At 59.9% G+C, this 16137-nt stretch carries 18 protein-coding genes; 14 read left to right on the plus strand and 4 right to left on the minus strand.

Features of this window, described 5'->3' with window-relative positions; all coding sequences use genetic code 11:
• The first annotated feature begins 7 nt into the window (after positions 1-7).
• The 10 genes from ACYZTS_RS14530 to ACYZTS_RS14575 all read left to right on the plus strand — a co-directional run bounded on the left by ACYZTS_RS14530 (position 8) and on the right by ACYZTS_RS14575 (position 10864).
• Positions 8-724 (plus strand): FadR/GntR family transcriptional regulator, encoded by a 717-nt coding sequence (locus ACYZTS_RS14530; RefSeq protein WP_028624692.1) that lies wholly within the window; start codon positions 8-10, stop codon positions 722-724.
• 33 nt (positions 725-757) lie between these two features.
• The gene (locus tag ACYZTS_RS14535) at positions 758-1633 is read left to right on the plus strand and encodes an SMP-30/gluconolactonase/LRE family protein (RefSeq protein ID WP_028624691.1); all 876 of its coding nucleotides are present in this window, start codon (positions 758-760) and stop codon (positions 1631-1633) included.
• A 195-nt stretch (positions 1634-1828) separates the two neighbouring features.
• On the plus strand, positions 1829-2647 hold the full coding sequence (locus ACYZTS_RS14540) for an SDR family oxidoreductase (protein ID WP_028624690.1): 819 nt from the start codon (positions 1829-1831) through the stop codon (positions 2645-2647).
• A gap of 144 nt (positions 2648-2791) precedes the next feature.
• The gene (locus ACYZTS_RS14545; protein ID WP_028624689.1) at positions 2792-3796 is read left to right on the plus strand and encodes a substrate-binding domain-containing protein; all 1005 of its coding nucleotides are present in this window, start codon (positions 2792-2794) and stop codon (positions 3794-3796) included.
• A gap of 66 nt (positions 3797-3862) precedes the next feature.
• Entirely contained in the window at positions 3863-5407 is a 1545-nt protein-coding gene (gene araG / locus ACYZTS_RS14550) for an L-arabinose ABC transporter ATP-binding protein AraG (RefSeq protein WP_461990043.1), read from the plus strand.
• Positions 5408-5419: 12 nt separating this feature from the next.
• Positions 5420-6388, plus strand: coding sequence for an L-arabinose ABC transporter permease AraH (araH, locus tag ACYZTS_RS14555; RefSeq protein WP_461990045.1), 969 nt, complete (start codon positions 5420-5422; stop codon positions 6386-6388).
• 160 nt (positions 6389-6548) lie between these two features.
• A complete protein-coding gene (locus tag ACYZTS_RS14560; RefSeq protein ID WP_028624686.1) occupies positions 6549-7262 on the plus strand; it encodes a GntR family transcriptional regulator in 714 nt (237 codons plus the stop codon).
• A complete protein-coding gene (locus tag ACYZTS_RS14565) occupies positions 7259-8257 on the plus strand; it encodes an ADP-ribosylglycohydrolase family protein (protein WP_461990047.1) in 999 nt (332 codons plus the stop codon). The genes ACYZTS_RS14560 and ACYZTS_RS14565 overlap by 4 nt, the downstream gene beginning before the upstream one ends.
• 218 nt (positions 8258-8475) lie before the next feature.
• Positions 8476-9942, plus strand: coding sequence for a purine-cytosine permease family protein (locus ACYZTS_RS14570; protein WP_461990049.1), 1467 nt, complete (start codon positions 8476-8478; stop codon positions 9940-9942).
• Positions 9935-10864: a PfkB family carbohydrate kinase gene (locus ACYZTS_RS14575; RefSeq protein ID WP_461990051.1), complete on the plus strand. Its 930-nt coding sequence runs from the start codon at positions 9935-9937 to the stop codon at positions 10862-10864. The genes ACYZTS_RS14570 and ACYZTS_RS14575 overlap by 8 nt, the downstream gene beginning before the upstream one ends.
• Positions 10865-11030: 166 nt before the next feature.
• Here ACYZTS_RS14575 and ACYZTS_RS14580 read toward each other — a convergent pair whose 3' ends face one another.
• From ACYZTS_RS14580 to ACYZTS_RS14595, 4 genes are all read right to left on the minus strand, one after another.
• Complete coding sequence (locus tag ACYZTS_RS14580; RefSeq protein WP_028624682.1) at positions 11031-11291, minus strand: hypothetical protein; 261 nt, start codon at positions 11289-11291, stop codon at positions 11031-11033.
• A 50-nt stretch (positions 11292-11341) separates the two neighbouring features.
• Positions 11342-11680, minus strand: coding sequence for a hypothetical protein (locus ACYZTS_RS14585; protein WP_028624681.1), 339 nt, complete (start codon positions 11678-11680; stop codon positions 11342-11344).
• Between the two features lie 81 nt (positions 11681-11761).
• Positions 11762-12967: an MFS transporter gene (locus tag ACYZTS_RS14590; RefSeq protein WP_461990053.1), complete on the minus strand. Its 1206-nt coding sequence runs from the start codon at positions 12965-12967 to the stop codon at positions 11762-11764.
• 112 nt (positions 12968-13079) lie between these two features.
• Positions 13080-13733 (minus strand): HD domain-containing protein, encoded by a 654-nt coding sequence (locus tag ACYZTS_RS14595; RefSeq protein ID WP_461990055.1) that lies wholly within the window; start codon positions 13731-13733, stop codon positions 13080-13082.
• A gap of 289 nt (positions 13734-14022) precedes the next feature.
• Between ACYZTS_RS14595 and ACYZTS_RS14600 the strand changes: the two genes are divergently transcribed.
• The 4 genes from ACYZTS_RS14600 to ACYZTS_RS14615 all read left to right on the plus strand — a co-directional run bounded on the left by ACYZTS_RS14600 (position 14023) and on the right by ACYZTS_RS14615 (position 16137).
• On the plus strand, positions 14023-14505 hold the full coding sequence (locus ACYZTS_RS14600) for a GNAT family N-acetyltransferase (protein WP_028620615.1): 483 nt from the start codon (positions 14023-14025) through the stop codon (positions 14503-14505).
• A 266-nt stretch (positions 14506-14771) separates the two neighbouring features.
• Positions 14772-15326: a hypothetical protein gene (locus ACYZTS_RS14605; protein WP_461990057.1), complete on the plus strand. Its 555-nt coding sequence runs from the start codon at positions 14772-14774 to the stop codon at positions 15324-15326.
• Entirely contained in the window at positions 15323-15817 is a 495-nt protein-coding gene (locus ACYZTS_RS14610) for a PAAR domain-containing protein (RefSeq protein WP_028620617.1), read from the plus strand. Before ACYZTS_RS14605 ends, ACYZTS_RS14610 begins: the two co-directional genes overlap by 4 nt.
• Positions 15818-15822: 5 nt before the next feature.
• Entirely contained in the window at positions 15823-16137 is a 315-nt protein-coding gene (locus ACYZTS_RS14615; RefSeq protein WP_461990059.1) for a hypothetical protein, read from the plus strand.

Raw genomic sequence — 16137 nt, forward strand, 5'->3', positions numbered from 1 at the left:
GGTGCCCATGTCCAGCAGTTTTCATGCATCGACGGTCGACTGGCTGGGTTGCTGGATTGCAGCAGGCCAGGTAAAGCCCGGTGAAACCATCAAGGTTGAAGCCGCGCTGGGTGAGCAGCTGGGTGTCAGTCGCACGGTCATCCGAGAAGCTATCAAAACCCTGGTTGCCAAAGGCATGCTCGAAGTCGGGCCGAAAGTCGGCACGCGGGTGCTACCGGTTCGACGCTGGAACCTGTTTGATCCGCAAGTTGTTGGCTGGCTGTCTCGCAGCGGTTTGCCTGAAAATTTCGTCGACGATCTGCTCGATCTGCGCCGCACCATCGAGCCCATGGCCGTGCGCTGGGCCTGCGAACGCGCAACGGTCGAGCAAGTGCAAGCGGTGCTGCAGGCGTATAACGCGCTGGAGCGTGCCGTGGAAAGCGGCGCCGATTACAACCGCGCCGACCAGTTTTTCCACGAGTGCATCCTCGCCGCCAGCCACAATCAATTCATCGAACAAATGGTCCCGGCCCTGGGCGCGTTGCTGGCGGTGTCGTTTGAAGTCTCTGCGGCTGATCCGGATGAACTGCGGCGCACGCTGCCGATCCACAAGGACATGGCCGACGCCATTGCTGCGCGGGATGCGGCGCGCGGTGTGTGGGCGTGCATGACGCTGATCGACAATGCGGACCTGGCCATCAAACGTTACTACCCGAAAGTCATGGCCGATAAAAAGGCCGGCTGACAACCTGGAATCCAGAACAACGCAGGAGGTTTCATGGAGTGGACCGCAGTGACCCAGCACCGAGCGCACCTTGGCGAGGGCCCCTTTTGGGACGCGCCGACGCAAGCCCTCTACTGGGTCGATATCGCCGGCAAGCAGGCGTTGCGACTCACCGGCGCCAACGTGCAAATCTGGCAGATGCCGGAGCATGTTTCAGCGTTCATTCCCTGCGACAGCGGCGATGCGCTGGTGACACTGAGCAGTGGCGTCTATCGCCTTGATCTTGATTCGCCGGGCCTGGAACCGCGCCTGACGCTGCTTTGCGTAGCGGATCCGAACCCCGCGAACCGCCCCAACGAAGCCCGCTGCGATGCACTGGGCCGGCTGTGGCTCGGCACCATGCAAAACAACATCGGCGAAAATCGCGAAGACCTGCCGATCGTGCAGCGTTCAGGTGGTCTGTTCCGCATCGATCATGATGGCCGGGTCACGCCTCTGCTGCGTGGCCTGGGCATCCCAAACACGTTGCTCTGGAGCGAAGACGGCACTGCGCTGCATTTCGCCGACAGCATGGACAAGACACTCTACCGGCATTTCATTAACGCCGACGGCAGCCTCGACGCCGCCCAGGTCTGGTTCGGCCCGCACGAGCGTGGCGGGCCCGATGGGTCGGCGATGGATGCTGAGGGTTATATCTGGAATGCACGCTGGGACGGCAGTTGCCTGCTCAGGCTGACCCCGGATGGCGCCGTCGATCGAGTGATCGAACTGCCCGTCAGCCGCCCAACCAGTTGCGTTTTCGGCGGCGATGACTTGAAAACTTTGTACATCACCTGCGCCGCCAGCCCGCTTGATCACCCACTGGACGGCGCGCTGTTGTCCATGCGCGTCGACGTTGCAGGAAAAATCTGTCATCGATTTGCAGGGTGAATCCCAAAATATGGGATGTAAAATTATATATTGAGATTATTTGGCGGTCGGGTTTATAGTCGGCGTCATCAGTTACACGCACTCACACTTAAAAAAACAAAACAGGTGAAGTGATGCAGCGATTTTTCATACAGCTATCCGGCCGGACATCGACAGATGCCCGGTTTTTGTCGTGCCTGAAAGGAATGCTGAGCCATGGCTGAGCGTCTTTCGCTGCCGCCAGTGGCCGAGCCACCGCAGGGCAAGCGCCTGGAAAATAAAGTCGTGCTGATTACCGGTGCCGCTCAAGGTATCGGTGAAGCGATTGTCGCGGCGTGCGTTTATCAACAAGCGAAACTGATCATCAGCGATATCCAGGGCGAGAAGGTCGAGCGCCTTGCGCAGCGCTGGCGTGACAGAGGCTTCAACGTTCATGCGGTCAAGGCTGACGTTTCCAGCCAGCAAGACCTGCACGCCATGGCCGGCCTGGCGCTCGATCGATATGGCCGGATCGACGTGCTGGTCAATTGCGCCGGGGTCAACGTGTTCCGCGATCCGCTGGAAATGACCGAGGAAGACTGGCGCCGCTGTTTTGCCATCGACCTCGACGGCGCCTGGTATGGCTGCAAAGCGGTGCTGCCGCAGATGATCGAGCAGGGTGGTGGCAGTATCATCAACATCGCCTCGACCCATTCTTCGCACATCATCCCGGGCTGCTTTCCGTACCCGGTGGCCAAGCACGGCCTGCTCGGCCTGACCCGTGCGCTCGGCATCGAATATGCGCCGAAGGGCATTCGCGTCAATGCCATCGCGCCGGGCTACATCGAAACTCAACTGAACGTCGATTACTGGAACGGTTTTGCCGATCCGCATGCCGAACGCCAGCGTGCCTTCGACCTGCATCCACCACGGCGCATCGGGCAGCCGATGGAAGTGGCCATGACCGCGGTGTTCCTTGCCAGTGACGAAGCGCCGTTCATCAATGCTTCATGCATCACTGTCGATGGTGGTCGCTCGGTCATGTATCACGACTGAGCGAACAGGATTTCACGGGAGGATTACGCCTGAAATCCAATCATCATACGATATGACTATTCGCTTCATGTTGCAGGGTTGCACTGATTTTCAAACACTATATCCAACAATAAACGCTCAAAAAAAATAACAAGGAGTCAGCTTATGAATCGTCGTCGTGGGATCCGTTCCCTGTGCTGTGCCGCTTTGGCGGTCACTGCGGTCAGCTTGAGCAGCACGCTGCTGGCGGCCGAGGAAGTGAAGATCGGTTTTCTGGTCAAGCAGGCTGAAGAGCCTTGGTTCCAGACTGAATGGGCATTCGCGGAAAAGGCCGGCAAGGACAAGGGCTTTACCGTGATCAAAATCGCCGTGCCGGATGGCGAGAAAACCCTGTCGGCCATCGATAGCCTCGCGGCCAACGGCGCCAAGGGCTTCGTGATCTGCCCGCCGGACGTGTCCCTCGGCCCGGCGATCATGGCGAAGGCCAAACTCAATGGCCTGAAAGTCATCGCTGTCGATGACCGCTTTGTCGACGCCAGCGGCAAGTTCATGGAGGACGTTCCGTACTTGGGCATGGCCGCGTTCGAAGTCGGTCAGAAGCAGGGCGCCGCCATGGCGACTGAAGCGAAAAAACGCGGCTGGGAGTGGAAAGACACCTACGCGGTGATCAACACCTACAACGAACTCGATACCGGTAAAAAACGTACGGACGGCTCGGTCAAGGCTCTGGAAGAAGCCGGGATGCCAAAGGATCACATTCTGTTCTCGGCGCTGAAAACCCTTGATGTGCCGGGCAGTATGGACGCCACCAACTCGGCGCTGGTCAAACTGCCAGGCGCGGCGAAAAACCTGATCATCGGCGGCATGAACGACAACACCGTGCTGGGCGGCGTGCGGGCTACCGAGAGCGCCGGTTTTGCCGCGGCCAATGTGATCGGCATCGGCATCAACGGTACCGACGCGATCGGCGAACTGAAAAAACCCAACAGCGGCTTCTTCGGCTCGATGCTGCCAAGCCCGCACATCGAAGGCTACAAAACTGCCGAGATGATGTACGAGTGGGTCACCACCGGCAAAGAACCGCCGAAATACACGGCCATGGACGACGTGACGCTGATCACCCGCGAGAACTTCAAGCAGGAACTGGAAAAAATCGGCCTGTGGAACTGAGGACCGGTTGATTTCACCGGCAGCCCCCGGCGAGGGGGTTGCCTGATCTGTGTGAAGAGGTGGGTTATGCACGCGCAACTAAAAACACAACAGCACAGCGCCGAAGGCAGCTTGCGCTTCAACGGGATCGGTAAAACCTTCCCCGGCGTCAAAGCGCTGGATGGCATCAGCTTCGTCGCCCATCCGGGACAGGTTCATGCCTTGATGGGCGAGAACGGTGCCGGCAAATCAACGCTGCTGAAAATTCTCGGCGGCGCTTATACGCCGAGTAGCGGCGATCTGCAGATCGGCGAGCAGACCATGGTGTTCAAATCCACGGCCGACAGCATTGGCAGTGGCGTCGCGGTCATCCATCAGGAACTGCACCTGGTACCGGAAATGACCGTGGCGGAAAACCTTTTCCTCGGGCATCTGCCGGCCAGTTTCGGCCTGATCAATCGCGGCGCATTGCGCCAGCAAGCGCTGGCCTGTCTCAAGGGCCTGGCCGATGAAATCGACCCGCAGGAGAAAGTAGGGCGGCTGTCCCTTGGTCAGCGGCAACTGGTGGAAATCGCCAAGGCGTTGTCCCGGGGCGCGCACGTTATTGCCTTCGATGAACCCACCAGCAGCCTCTCGGCGCGGGAGATTGATCGTTTGATGGCGATCATCGGGCGTCTGCGCGATGAGGGCAAAGTGGTGCTCTACGTCTCCCATCGCATGGAAGAAGTGTTCCGCATCTGCAACGCGGTGACGGTGTTCAAGGACGGTCGTTACGTGCGTACGTTCGAGGACATGAGCGAACTGACCCACGATCAACTGGTTACGTGCATGGTCGGTCGCGACATTCAGGACATCTACGATTACCGCCCGCGCAAGCGTGGCGCAGTGGCGCTGAAGGTCGACGGTTTGCTCGGGCCGGGCTTGCGCGAGCCGGTCAGTTTCGAAGCGCACAAAGGTGAAATTCTCGGGCTGTTCGGCCTGGTCGGCGCCGGTCGCACCGAGCTGTTCCGCATGCTCAGCGGTCTGGAGCGCAACAGCGCCGGGCGTCTGGAATTGCGCGGTCGTGAACTCAAATTACGTTCACCGCGCGACGCCATCGCCGCCGGCATTCTGCTGTGTCCCGAGGACCGCAAGAAGGAGGGCATCATGCCGCTCTCCAGCGTCGCCGAGAACATCAACATCAGCGCACGGGGCGCCCATTCGACCTTCGGTTGCCTGCTGCGTGGCCTGTGGGAAAAGGACAACGCCGACAAGCAGATCAAAGCGTTGAAGGTGAAGACGCCGAACGCCGCGCAGAAAATCATGTACCTGTCCGGCGGCAATCAGCAGAAGGCCATTCTCGGCCGCTGGCTGTCGATGCCGATGAAAGTGCTGCTGCTCGACGAGCCTACGCGCGGCATCGACATCGGCGCCAAAGCCGAGATCTACCAGATCATCCACAACCTGGCCGAAAGCGGCATCGCCGTCATTGTGGTGTCGAGTGACTTGATGGAAGTGATGGGTATTTCCGATCGCATTCTGGTGCTCTGCGAGGGTGCGATGCGCGGCGAACTGTCCCGTGACGAGGCTAACGAATCCAACCTGCTGCAACTGGCTTTGCCGCGCCACCGCGCTGACGGCGTGGCGAACTGAGAGGTAACAATAATGACAACCCAAAACAATGCTCTGCCCACTGCGCGCAAACCGCTTGATTTACGGCGCTTCCTCGATGACTGGGTGATGCTGCTGGCGGCGGTCGGGATCTTCGTGCTGTGCACGTTACTGATCGACAACTTTCTTTCACCGTTGAACATGCGCGGACTCGGCCTGGCGATTTCGACCACCGGGATTGCCGCGTGCACCATGTTGTATTGCCTGGCGTCCGGGCACTTCGACTTGTCGGTGGGTTCGGTGATTGCCTGCGCCGGCGTGGTCGCCGCTGTGGTGATGCGTGACACCGACAGCGTGCTGCTGGGTGTCGGCGCGGCGCTGGTGATGGGCCTGATTGTCGGGCTGATCAACGGTATCGTGATCGCCAAGCTGCGGGTTAATGCGCTGATTACCACGCTGGCAACCATGCAAATCGTGCGCGGTCTGGCCTACATTTTTGCCAACGGCAAAGCGGTGGGCGTGTCGCAGGAGTCGTTCTTCGTGTTCGGCAATGGCCAGCTGTTTGGCGTGCCGGTGCCGATCCTGATTACCATCGTGTGCTTTCTGTTTTTCGGCTGGCTGTTGAACTACACCACCTACGGGCGCAACACCATGGCCATCGGTGGCAACCAGGAAGCGGCGCTGCTGGCCGGGGTGAACGTTGACCGGACCAAGATTATCATCTTCGCCGTGCATGGCGTGATCGGTGCGCTGGCAGGGGTGATTCTGGCCTCGCGCATGACTTCGGGTCAGCCGATGATCGGCCAGGGTTTCGAGCTGACGGTGATCTCGGCGTGCGTGCTCGGCGGGGTGTCGTTGAGCGGCGGGATCGGCATGATTCGGCATGTGATTGCCGGGGTGCTGATTCTGGCGATCATCGAGAATGCGATGAATCTGAAGAATATCGATACGTTTTATCAGTATGTGATTCGTGGATCGATATTGCTTCTGGCTGTTGTCATCGACCGCCTCAAGCAACGCTGAGATTGTTGCTGACTGTGCTGAAGCCATCGCGGGCGGCGTTCCGACTTGCCCGCGAAGGCGGCTTAACTGATTCACCACACACCCGCGAACTCCCACTTCCTCCCGTCACCTCCCTGAAATATTTCTTGCCCGCCCCGCATATTTCAGCTTCACTTTGTACATGATTAGACAGGTACGATTCGACAAGAAACAACGGGTGGTCGACGAGCTCATCCGGCGCATTGAAAGCGGCCTCATGGAGGACGGTTTCCTGCTGCCCGGCGAGCATCAGTTGGCTCAAGAATTCAAAGTCAGCCGCGGCACGCTCCGTGAAGCACTGGCCGAGCTGAAGCGGCGCAACTACATCGCGACGCAAAGCGGGGTCGGCTCCATTGTCACTTTTGACGGCGTGGTGCTCGATCAGCGCAGCGGGTGGGCGCAGGCACTCGCTGATAGCGGCGCGCTGATCAACACCGAAGTGCTGCGGCTGGAAGCGGTCAGCCGTCCCGACCTGTTGTCGCGGTTCGGCACCGATCAATTCATTACCCTTGATCGTCGACGTCGATCCAACGACGGCACGCTGGTTTCCCTCGAGCGGTCACTGATGCCCGCCACCGGTGGCCTGGAAAGCCTGCCGCGCGTTGGCCTTATCGACAATTCCCTGACCATCACCCTGGCCGCCTACGGCTACATCGGCGAACGTGGCGATCAATGGATCGGCGCAGAACCCTTGAGCGCCGAAGACGCCGAGCTGCTCGGTCGCCCGGTCGGCACGGTGTTCCTCAAAGCTCTGCGCACGACTTACGACCGACAAAACCGCTTCATGGAACAGGTTGAAAGCCTGCTCGACCCGGTGCATTTTCGCCTTCACCTGCAATTTGGAACACCACAATGACCGCGCTCAATCGTGCCCTGGGCGCTTTTTACGGCCTGGCCCTCGGTGATGCACTGGGCATGCCGACGCAATCGATGAGCCGCGCCGATATCAAGGCGCGTTTCGGCGAGATCAGCGATCTGCAGGACGCCGGCCCCGATCAGCCAATCGCCGCGAACATGCCGGCCGGCTCGGTTACCGACGACACCGAACAGGCGATTCTGGTCGGCCAGTTGTTGATCGATGGCGCGGGCCAGATCGAACCTGCGCTGCTCGCTCAGCGCCTGATCGAGTGGGAAGCGACGATGCAGGCAAAGGGTTCGCAGGATTTGCTCGGGCCATCGACCAAGCGCGCGATCGAGATGATCCTCGCCGGCCATTCGCCGGAAGAGGCAGGGCGCTACGGCACCACTAATGGCGCAGCGATGCGCATTACGCCGGTGGGCATCGCGGCAGATGTCGCCGACTCGCAGCGGTTTATCAGCGCCGTGGTCCAGGCCTGCCAGGTCACGCACAACACCACGCTGGGGATTTCCAGTGCCGCAGCGGTGGCGGCGGTGGTGTCGGCCGGCATCAATGGCATGGATCTGGGCGAAGCGTTGAACCTGGGCCAGCATATCGCTCAACATGCGGAGGGCCATGGTCATTGGGTTGCGGGAGGGCGGATTGCTTCGCGTATCAGTTGGGCGCGGACCATCAGCGTCGACAGTGACAAGGTGTTGCTCGCGGATCTGCTGTACGACGTTGTCGGCACGTCGGTGGCTTCACAGGAATCGGTCGTGGTCTCGTTTGCCCTGGCTCAGCAAGTAGCGGTTGGCGAGATGAACGCCTTCGAAGCGCTGTGCACGGCGGCCAGCCTCGGTGGCGACACCGATACCATCGCCGCGATTCTCGGCGCGATGCTTGGGGCGTGTCTGGGTCTTGAGAGTTGGCCGGTCGAGATGATCGACAAGGTCAAAGCGGTTAACTCGCTGGAGTTGGAGCCGTTGGTGCTGAGGCTTTTGGCCTTACGTTGACTGGGCTGACCGCTTCGCGAGCAAGCCCGCTCCCACAGGGGGTGTGCGCGGACCTGTGGGAGCGGGCTTGCTCCGGGCGGCGTTCCGACGAAGGGCGCACCGCCGACTCACTTTTATAAACCGCAACGGATCGCGCAACCACGGCCAGGATCGCCGGTATGTTCTGTCGACTTCCGCCATTGCCCACAACCACAAAAAAGGCAACAGGAGCATTTTTCATGAGTTCATCAACCACCGGACAATTTGCCGGGCAGCTGGAAACCCGTGGCATCGAGCCGGTGCCGGAAGCCGAATGTAACGGGCATCCGCTGCAGCTGTTCTGGGTCTGGTTCGCCGCCAACATTTCCATCCTCGGCCTGCCACTGGGCGCCACGCTGGTGGCGTTTCGTGGCCTGGCGATCTGGCAAGCGATCATCGTCGCGATCCTCGGCGCCGCCGGGTCGTTCGCGGTGGTGGGCATTATCTCGATTGCCGGCCGGCGCGGCCGCGCGCCGAGCCTGACCTTGTCGCGGGCCATCTTCGGCGTTCGTGGCAATATCGGGCCGACCCTGGTATCGCTGATGTCGCGGCTGGGTTGGGAAACCGTCAACACCACTACTGCTGCGTTCGTGTTGCTGTCGCTGTGCTCGATACTGTTCGGCTCGCCGGTCGAGGCCAAAAGTGCGCCGGTGCTGACGTTGATCTTCATCGCGATCTTCGTGCTGCTGACCTTGTCGGTTTCCGGGCTCGGTCATGCGACGTTGCTGGTGATTCAGAAGTGGGCGACCTATGTGTTCGGCGCCTTGAACATCCTGGTCGGCGGTTTTCTCTGCGCCACCATCGACTGGAGCGCCGTGTTTAACGCCACCCCGGCGCCGCTGAGCGCAATGATCATCGGCGTCGGAACCATGGCGGCCGGCACCGGGATCGGTTGGGCCAATGCCGGTGCCGACATGTCGCGCTATCAGCACCGCAGCGTCAAAGCCGTGCGCCTGGTCGCATCGGCCGCGTTTGGTGCGGGTATTCCGTTGGTGCTGTTGATCACCCTCGGCGGCTTGTTGTCTGTGGGCAATGAAGACCTGGCCTCGGCCACCGACCCGATCATCGCGATCCGCGACATGCTGCCGACCTGGATGGCCGTCCCGTACCTGATCACCGCGTTTGGCGGTTTGCTGCTGTCGAATAACCTCTCGGTGTACTCTGCCGGCCTGACCACGTTGACCCTCGGCCTTAAGGTCAAACGCGTCTACGCGGTGGTGGTCGACATCGTCGCGATCTTCGCCGGTTCGATCTACTTCATGCTGATCGCCGACAGTTTTTACGGTCCTTTCATCACCTTCATTTCCTTGCTGGCGGTGCCAATTACCGCGTGGGTCGGGATCTTTGTTGTCGACCTGATTCACCGTCATTACTACAGCCCGACCGACTTGCTGGACGTCAGCCCGAGCAGCGCCTACTGGTATCGCGGCGGTGTCGAATGGCGTGCATTCGGCGCGTGGGCAGTGGCGATCGTGCTGGGTTTCAGTTTCACCACCATCGGCACTACCGAGCAGAACGTCTGGTTTCGCGGGTTTCTTTCCGATTCCTGGCTGGGCCATAACGGCCTGGGCTGGATCGTGACGTTCCTGGTGGCGGGTGGAATTTATTATGTGTTGGGCGGGGCGAGAGATCGTCGTGCCGCCTCGGTCGAGAATGCTCATGCCTAAGATGTTGCACACCGGCCAGGTCATGATCGACCTGGTCATGGCGGTGGCCAAGCTGCCGCAATCCGGCGGCGATGTGTTAGCGCAGTCGGCCAGTTTCGAGGCGGGCGGCGGCTTTAATGTAATGGCCGCGGCCCGGCGTAATGGCTTGCCGGTGGTCTATCTGGGCCGGCATGGCAGCGGTCGTTTTGGTGACCTCGCGCGCGAAGCCATGAACGCTGAAGGTATCCAGATCGGCATTGCTCATAGCGCCGAGCAGGACACTGGGCTGTGCGTCGCGGTGACTGAGGCGTCGGCCGAGCGCAGTTTCATTTCCTACATCGGCGCCGAAGGCGAGTTGACCGCTGACGACCTGGCCAGTGTGCCGGCGGAGGCGGGCGACTATGTCTACGTCAGCGGCTACAGCCTTTTGCATGCTGGCAAGGCTAACGCACTGGTGGACTGGGTGTTGGCGTTGCCGACGGGAATCAACGTGGTGTTTGACCCAGGCCCGCTGGTGGATTCGCCGGAAGCGCCGTTGATGCAGAAGTTGCTTGGGCGCATTGATGTGTGGACCAGCAACAGCGTCGAGGCGTTGCGGTTTACCGGCGCTTCGCAGATTGCCGGGGCGCTGGAGCGGTTGATTGAGCATTTGCCGGACGATGTTCTGCTCGTCGTTCGCGATGGAGCAAACGGATGTTGGGTCAGTCATCAGGGAGCGCACACGCATGTGCCGGGCTTTAAGGTGGCAGCAGTGGACAGCAACGGCGCGGGCGATGCGCATGCGGGGGTGTTTGTCGCAGGTTTGGCGCACGGATTGCCGGTGCTTGAGGCAGCACGGCGAGCGAATGCCGCTGCTGCGTTGGCGGTGACCCGATGGGGGCCGGCGACTTCGCCCGTGGCTGCTGAAGTTGACGTGTTGGTCGAACAAGCGTCCGGCGCTTGATGGATTGCCATCGCTGGCAAGCCTGCTCCTACAGTCGATCGAGGTGAAATTGAAGTACTCGATCATCTGTGAGAGCGGGCTTGCTCGCGAAGAGGCCAGAAGATTCAACGAGAATAAGTGGCCACTCAAGCGGTCGCAGCCACGGGCGGCTGCGACCCGTCAGGTGCTATTTATTAGCGTCCAGCTTGCGCGCTGCTTCAACGCCAGCGGCACTGAGCTTGATCGGCATATTCAGCGAATGCTCGCCTGCCTCGTTGCAGGTCACGTGGCCATGTTGAATCAAGCCTTGGTCTTGAAGCTGGGCGAGGGTACTCGCCACGACTTTCTCACCCCGGTAATTGTCCAGAACCTCCTTGCCCAGGCCGCTCGGGTGAGCGTGCAGCAAGCGGGTTAGAACTTCTTTTTGCAGGTCGTTATCAACGTTCATGGTTACCTCTCATGGCTGTGGATAGGTCGTGCGTGTACTCGCGTGGGCGATTATTGGCTGGCACCGCCACCTTCTGAACCCGAACCACCAGTGGTGGTCTTCGAGCCGATGCCGGGGCCGGCATTGTCGGGAGTCGCGTCCGGCGTGTTTAAACCGCCCTGACGTCCAGGGTCACTGCCTTGCGTGCGCGGGTCGGTGCCGGTGGACGGCGGCAGGCCGCTGTCGACGCCGGTGCCGTTGGTGTTCATGCCGGGAGTGCTTTGAGTAGCGGAAGAGCCGGTGCCGCCAGTCGGGTTGGTCGGGCCGGTGCCGGAAGCAGTGTTGGCAGCGAATGCGGCAGAGGACAGAAGGGTAGCGAACGTAAGAGCGGTCAGCCTGGACAAGATCATGGTCGTCTCCATTTATTAAAAGTCCTTACCTGACGTTGGTCGGCTCTGATCGGAATTGGTGCCTCAAGAGCGACGAACGGTTCATGCCTGATGGAGCGATCTGGCGCTCACAACCCGGCGCCAGATCAGGCGTGCCACGGTGATCAGCCAGTTCAACAGGGCTACTGCCAGAACTGTGAGCATAAGTGTCGTCATGCCGTGTTCGACGATGATCTTCCCGGCCAGCAACGGGAAGCCGAACACGCCGATGAAGTACGACAGGCTGAACAGCAACAACGATTGCGACGTAACACCATGTGGCGCTTCGTTCGCCGCCAGGCCATTGATCACCGAGTACGTCAGCCCGTAACCGACCCCGAGCATCATCGCTGCCAGTACGTAGGTGAATCCGCTGTCGACTACGAAACCGAACAGCACGATCGAGCCCATCATCAACCCCGACAGCAGGCAGGACGCGCTTAGCGGATCGCGCTTGACCACGTATCCGGCGATCAACATTCGACTGCTGATCGCCGCGCCCATGAAGCCGAAAAAGAACAAGGAGTAGTCCAGCGAGCGAGACGCTGCGTAACTGGTTTGAAAGCTCGACAGGCCCCCAAATACGCACCCGCCGAGGCCGACCATGATGATCGGAAACAGCGCTTTGGACGACAGCACCCGAGCGGTGGCGCCCCAGGAAATGCGCGCAACAGCGGGCGCCGGCGAGGGCGCTTTTTTCAACTGAGCATCGAGCCGCCAGAACAGCAACACGCCGATCAGACTGGCCAACGCCGCAAGGTAAAACGCTGCAGTTATCGGATAGCCCAGCGCAGCCGCCGCGCGGCCCAACAACGGACCGCTGCCGATCCCGGTCATCATGCTGCCCGACAGCAGCGCGAAGTACTTTGCGCGTTGGGCGGGCGTTACCAGGCTCGCGACGATAATCGGGCCCAAGGTGTAAAACACGCCCCAGCCCAGTCCCAGCAACAGTCCGAAAAACAGCAACAGATTGCCGAATCCAGGCGTCATCGCGAAGCCCAGACTGGCTGCCACCAACAGCATGCCAAATAGCGCAATCGAACGCGCCGCGCCGAGCAGATCCGACAGGTGACCGGAGACAATCACCGCCGCAAACGTACTGAGCATCGCCGCCGAAATCACACTGCCGGCATCGTGTTCGTTGCCGCCCCGTGAACCGATCAACAGAGACAACAAAAACGTCGAGCCGTAGGACAACGACAGCAAATAACTGGCGAGACAAAACAGGCTGAACAGCCTGCTTGAGACGTGGGACGTAGCGGTAGACATGAGGCAGTTCCTTGACCCGGTAACGGTGCTATTCCTCTGTCTATCACGCGCATCGACATTGTTAGTTGCGAGGTTATCGATGCCAGGGTAAGCGCGGGGCGGAGTAATGCGCTCAGGGGAGGCCGATTTCTTCTTTGAACAGCTCCAAGAAACCCTTCAAACGCTCATGTCGGATGCGCGCGAGGCGCTGGCCGGTGGTCGTCTGGAAACCGTCCGCCAGGTGCAGCAACTTGGTCTGGAAGTGATCGAGGCAAAAACGTTTGTCATCGTAATCACGCGCTTTTGCTTCTGGGTCCTGCGGGTCGTACAACGCGCTGCCCATGCGTCCGGCGATGTAAAAGGTGCGGGCCACGCCGAGCATGCCGAGGGAGTCGAGGCGGTCGGCGTCCTGCATGATCTTCGCTTCCAGGGTGAGGGGGGCGATGTCGGCGGAAAAGCTGTGTGCGTGAATGGCGTGGGCGACAGCGCTGATTTTTTCGCCAGACCAATCCAGGTCGGCCAACACGGCCGACGCCTTCTCGGCGGCCAGGCGTGAAGCCTGTGAACGCAACGGCGAATTCTTTTCCACCGCGACGCAATCATGCAAAAGCACCGCCGCCAGCAAGATTTCAAGATCCCCACCTTCTTCAGCATGAAGCCTGCGCACGTTGTGCCACACCCGTTGCAGGTGAGACAGATCGTGGGCGCCGTCCTCCGAGGGTTCCAGCGCGTGAGGTAGCAGTTCTCCTGCCAGCATCTGCAACGGTGCAAAGGCATCAATGTTCATAGACTTCCTGTTCAGTGAAAATTTGTTGTGAGCGACACTACCCTGTAGCAGCTGGCGAAGCCTGCGTCCGGCTGCGCAGCAGTCGTGAAATCAGGTGCTGTGGTGTTACAGGTAAACCGTGTCTGCAGGTTTTGACGACTGCTGCGCAGCCGAACGCAGGCTTCGCCAGCTGCAGATACTCCACCAGCTGCTACACATGCTCCTTGGGACCGGCTGTGAATTTCCAGTGTGACGAGTGGCGCGTGCCGACTTAGTATGGCGTTTTCAACTTATCGAACAAGGCACGTCCATGACCATCGAAATCCGCCCGGCGACTCCCAGCGATGCGCCGCAGATCCTCGGGTTCATTACCGAACTGGCCGACTACGAACGTGCCCGTCACGAAGTCATCGCCAGCGTCGCCGACATCGAGCGCAGCCTCTTCAGCGAAGGCGCCACCGCCCACGGTCTGATCTGCCTGCGCGACGGCCAGCCCATCGGCTTCGCCGTATTCTTCTTCAGTTATTCCACCTGGCTCGGCAGCAATTGCCTGTACCTCGAAGACCTTTACATCACCCCCGAACAACGCGGAGGCGGTGCAGGCAAGACCCTGTTGCGCCACTTGGCAAAAATCGCCTGCGCCAACGACTGCGGCCGTTTCGAATGGAGCGTGCTGGACTGGAACAAACCGGCGATCGACTTCTACGAATCCATCGGCGCACGCCCGCAGGAAGAGTGGGTGCGGTATCGGATGGATGGCAAGGTTTTGCGCGAGTTCGCCCAGGGCCAATGATGAATTATGGCAAGCAAATGTTTATTTGATTGTCGGCAAGGCGCTGGCTCGGCACTATAGGCGCGCACTTTTCGCGCGCTCATGGATGACACCTGCAATGCCTCTGGCAAAAATTCTCCTTGCCCGTGGAGCCTTCGCCCCGTTACCGATTGATCGGCGATGAGCGGATTACGGGCGACAATGCGTCTCTACGGGCTGGTAAAAAACCTAGGCTCGAGCGACAACCCGCACCGCCAGGCGGTAGACATTCTCTGCATCACAACCGCATGGGCGGCAAAGCCATTCGCGCTTTTGTTTCGCGGCTGGACGCCGAGTTGATGGCGCGCGGCGCCGGGTTTGAGGCCTACCGCGTGATACCCCTGCGCACCTTCGATCCGAATCCGTTTCTGGCAGCGCATCAAGACTGGCTGGCGTTGCACGTGTGCTGCGGCTTTGTCGCCCCGGCCGGTCAATCGTTAATGCACAAAGGTGCGCTGTCGCCCATGGGCTGGTACGTCTACTCCCAGATCGGTCATTGGTCGTCTGAGCATCATCTGGATCTCGGCCTGCAGATGGCCGACCTGTTGCAAACCGCCTACGAGCGTCATCAGTTGATCAGCTACAACACTTGGCTCAACCAACTCGACGATGTCCCGCCCGCGGAATTGGCCTGGCATGCCGACCAAGCCTGGGGACAACTGCAATCCACCCCGCAAGGAAACAGTCGCGAGCATCGCCATGCGCTGTTCGACCCCGTCGACAACCGCTGGCGCTTATGCGCGACCGACATCGACATCTGCCTGCCCCACCCGGAACCTCTGCAGCAAGGAGCTTTAAATTGAGTGGAAAACCCGCCGCCCGCGTCACTGACCCGACAGCATGCCCATTGCCAGGCCATGGCACTAACCCGATTGTCTCTGGCTCGCCCGACGTCTTCTTCGACGGCCTCGCCGCCGCCCGCATGACCGATACATCGGCCTGCGGCAGCCCTATCACGGGCGCCGTCTCCGGCACCGTATTTATCAACGGCCTGAATGCCGCGATGCTTGATAGCACCGGAGGGCACGGCAATGTCGTGGTCGGTGGGTCGGGGACGGTTATTATTGGGCAGAGTGGTGGAGGGGCAACGTTTAGTGGGCTGTTGCCGATGCCGGTGCATTTTACCGACAGATTGCAAGTGACGAATGAGGCGACTGGAGACCCTGTACCTTATCACGCCTACACCATTATACGAGGTGATGGCAGTGAGGAACACGGTGTAACCGATGCGTTTGGATTTACGCATACGGTCAGTTCGCACCTGGCTGAAACCATCAAATTGTTTGTGGAGTGATGGAAATGACCGAAGTCAGTGCGCCGACTGAAACTCCTCATACCAAGAGAGAAGCGAGGACCCACACACTCACGTGCAAGACGGATCAGTCTAATAAACAAGTGGCAATTGCTCTTCGAGATTTTGTAGTCTTTTTTATTGGTGGTGCGGGGGATCAGCAAAGCTATTACTTTAGTGGTCCTAATAATAACGTCGATGATATTCGTCAGATTTTCATGGATGATGCGAGAGCTTTGAAGTTTCCAGTGGGTAAGTTTGAGTCGTGGCCCCTTAGCTATAATGACTTTGTCAGCGAAAAAGACTTGAACGAAAAGTGCTAA

The sequence above is a fragment of the Pseudomonas sp. TMB3-21 genome (genome assembly GCF_054898145.1).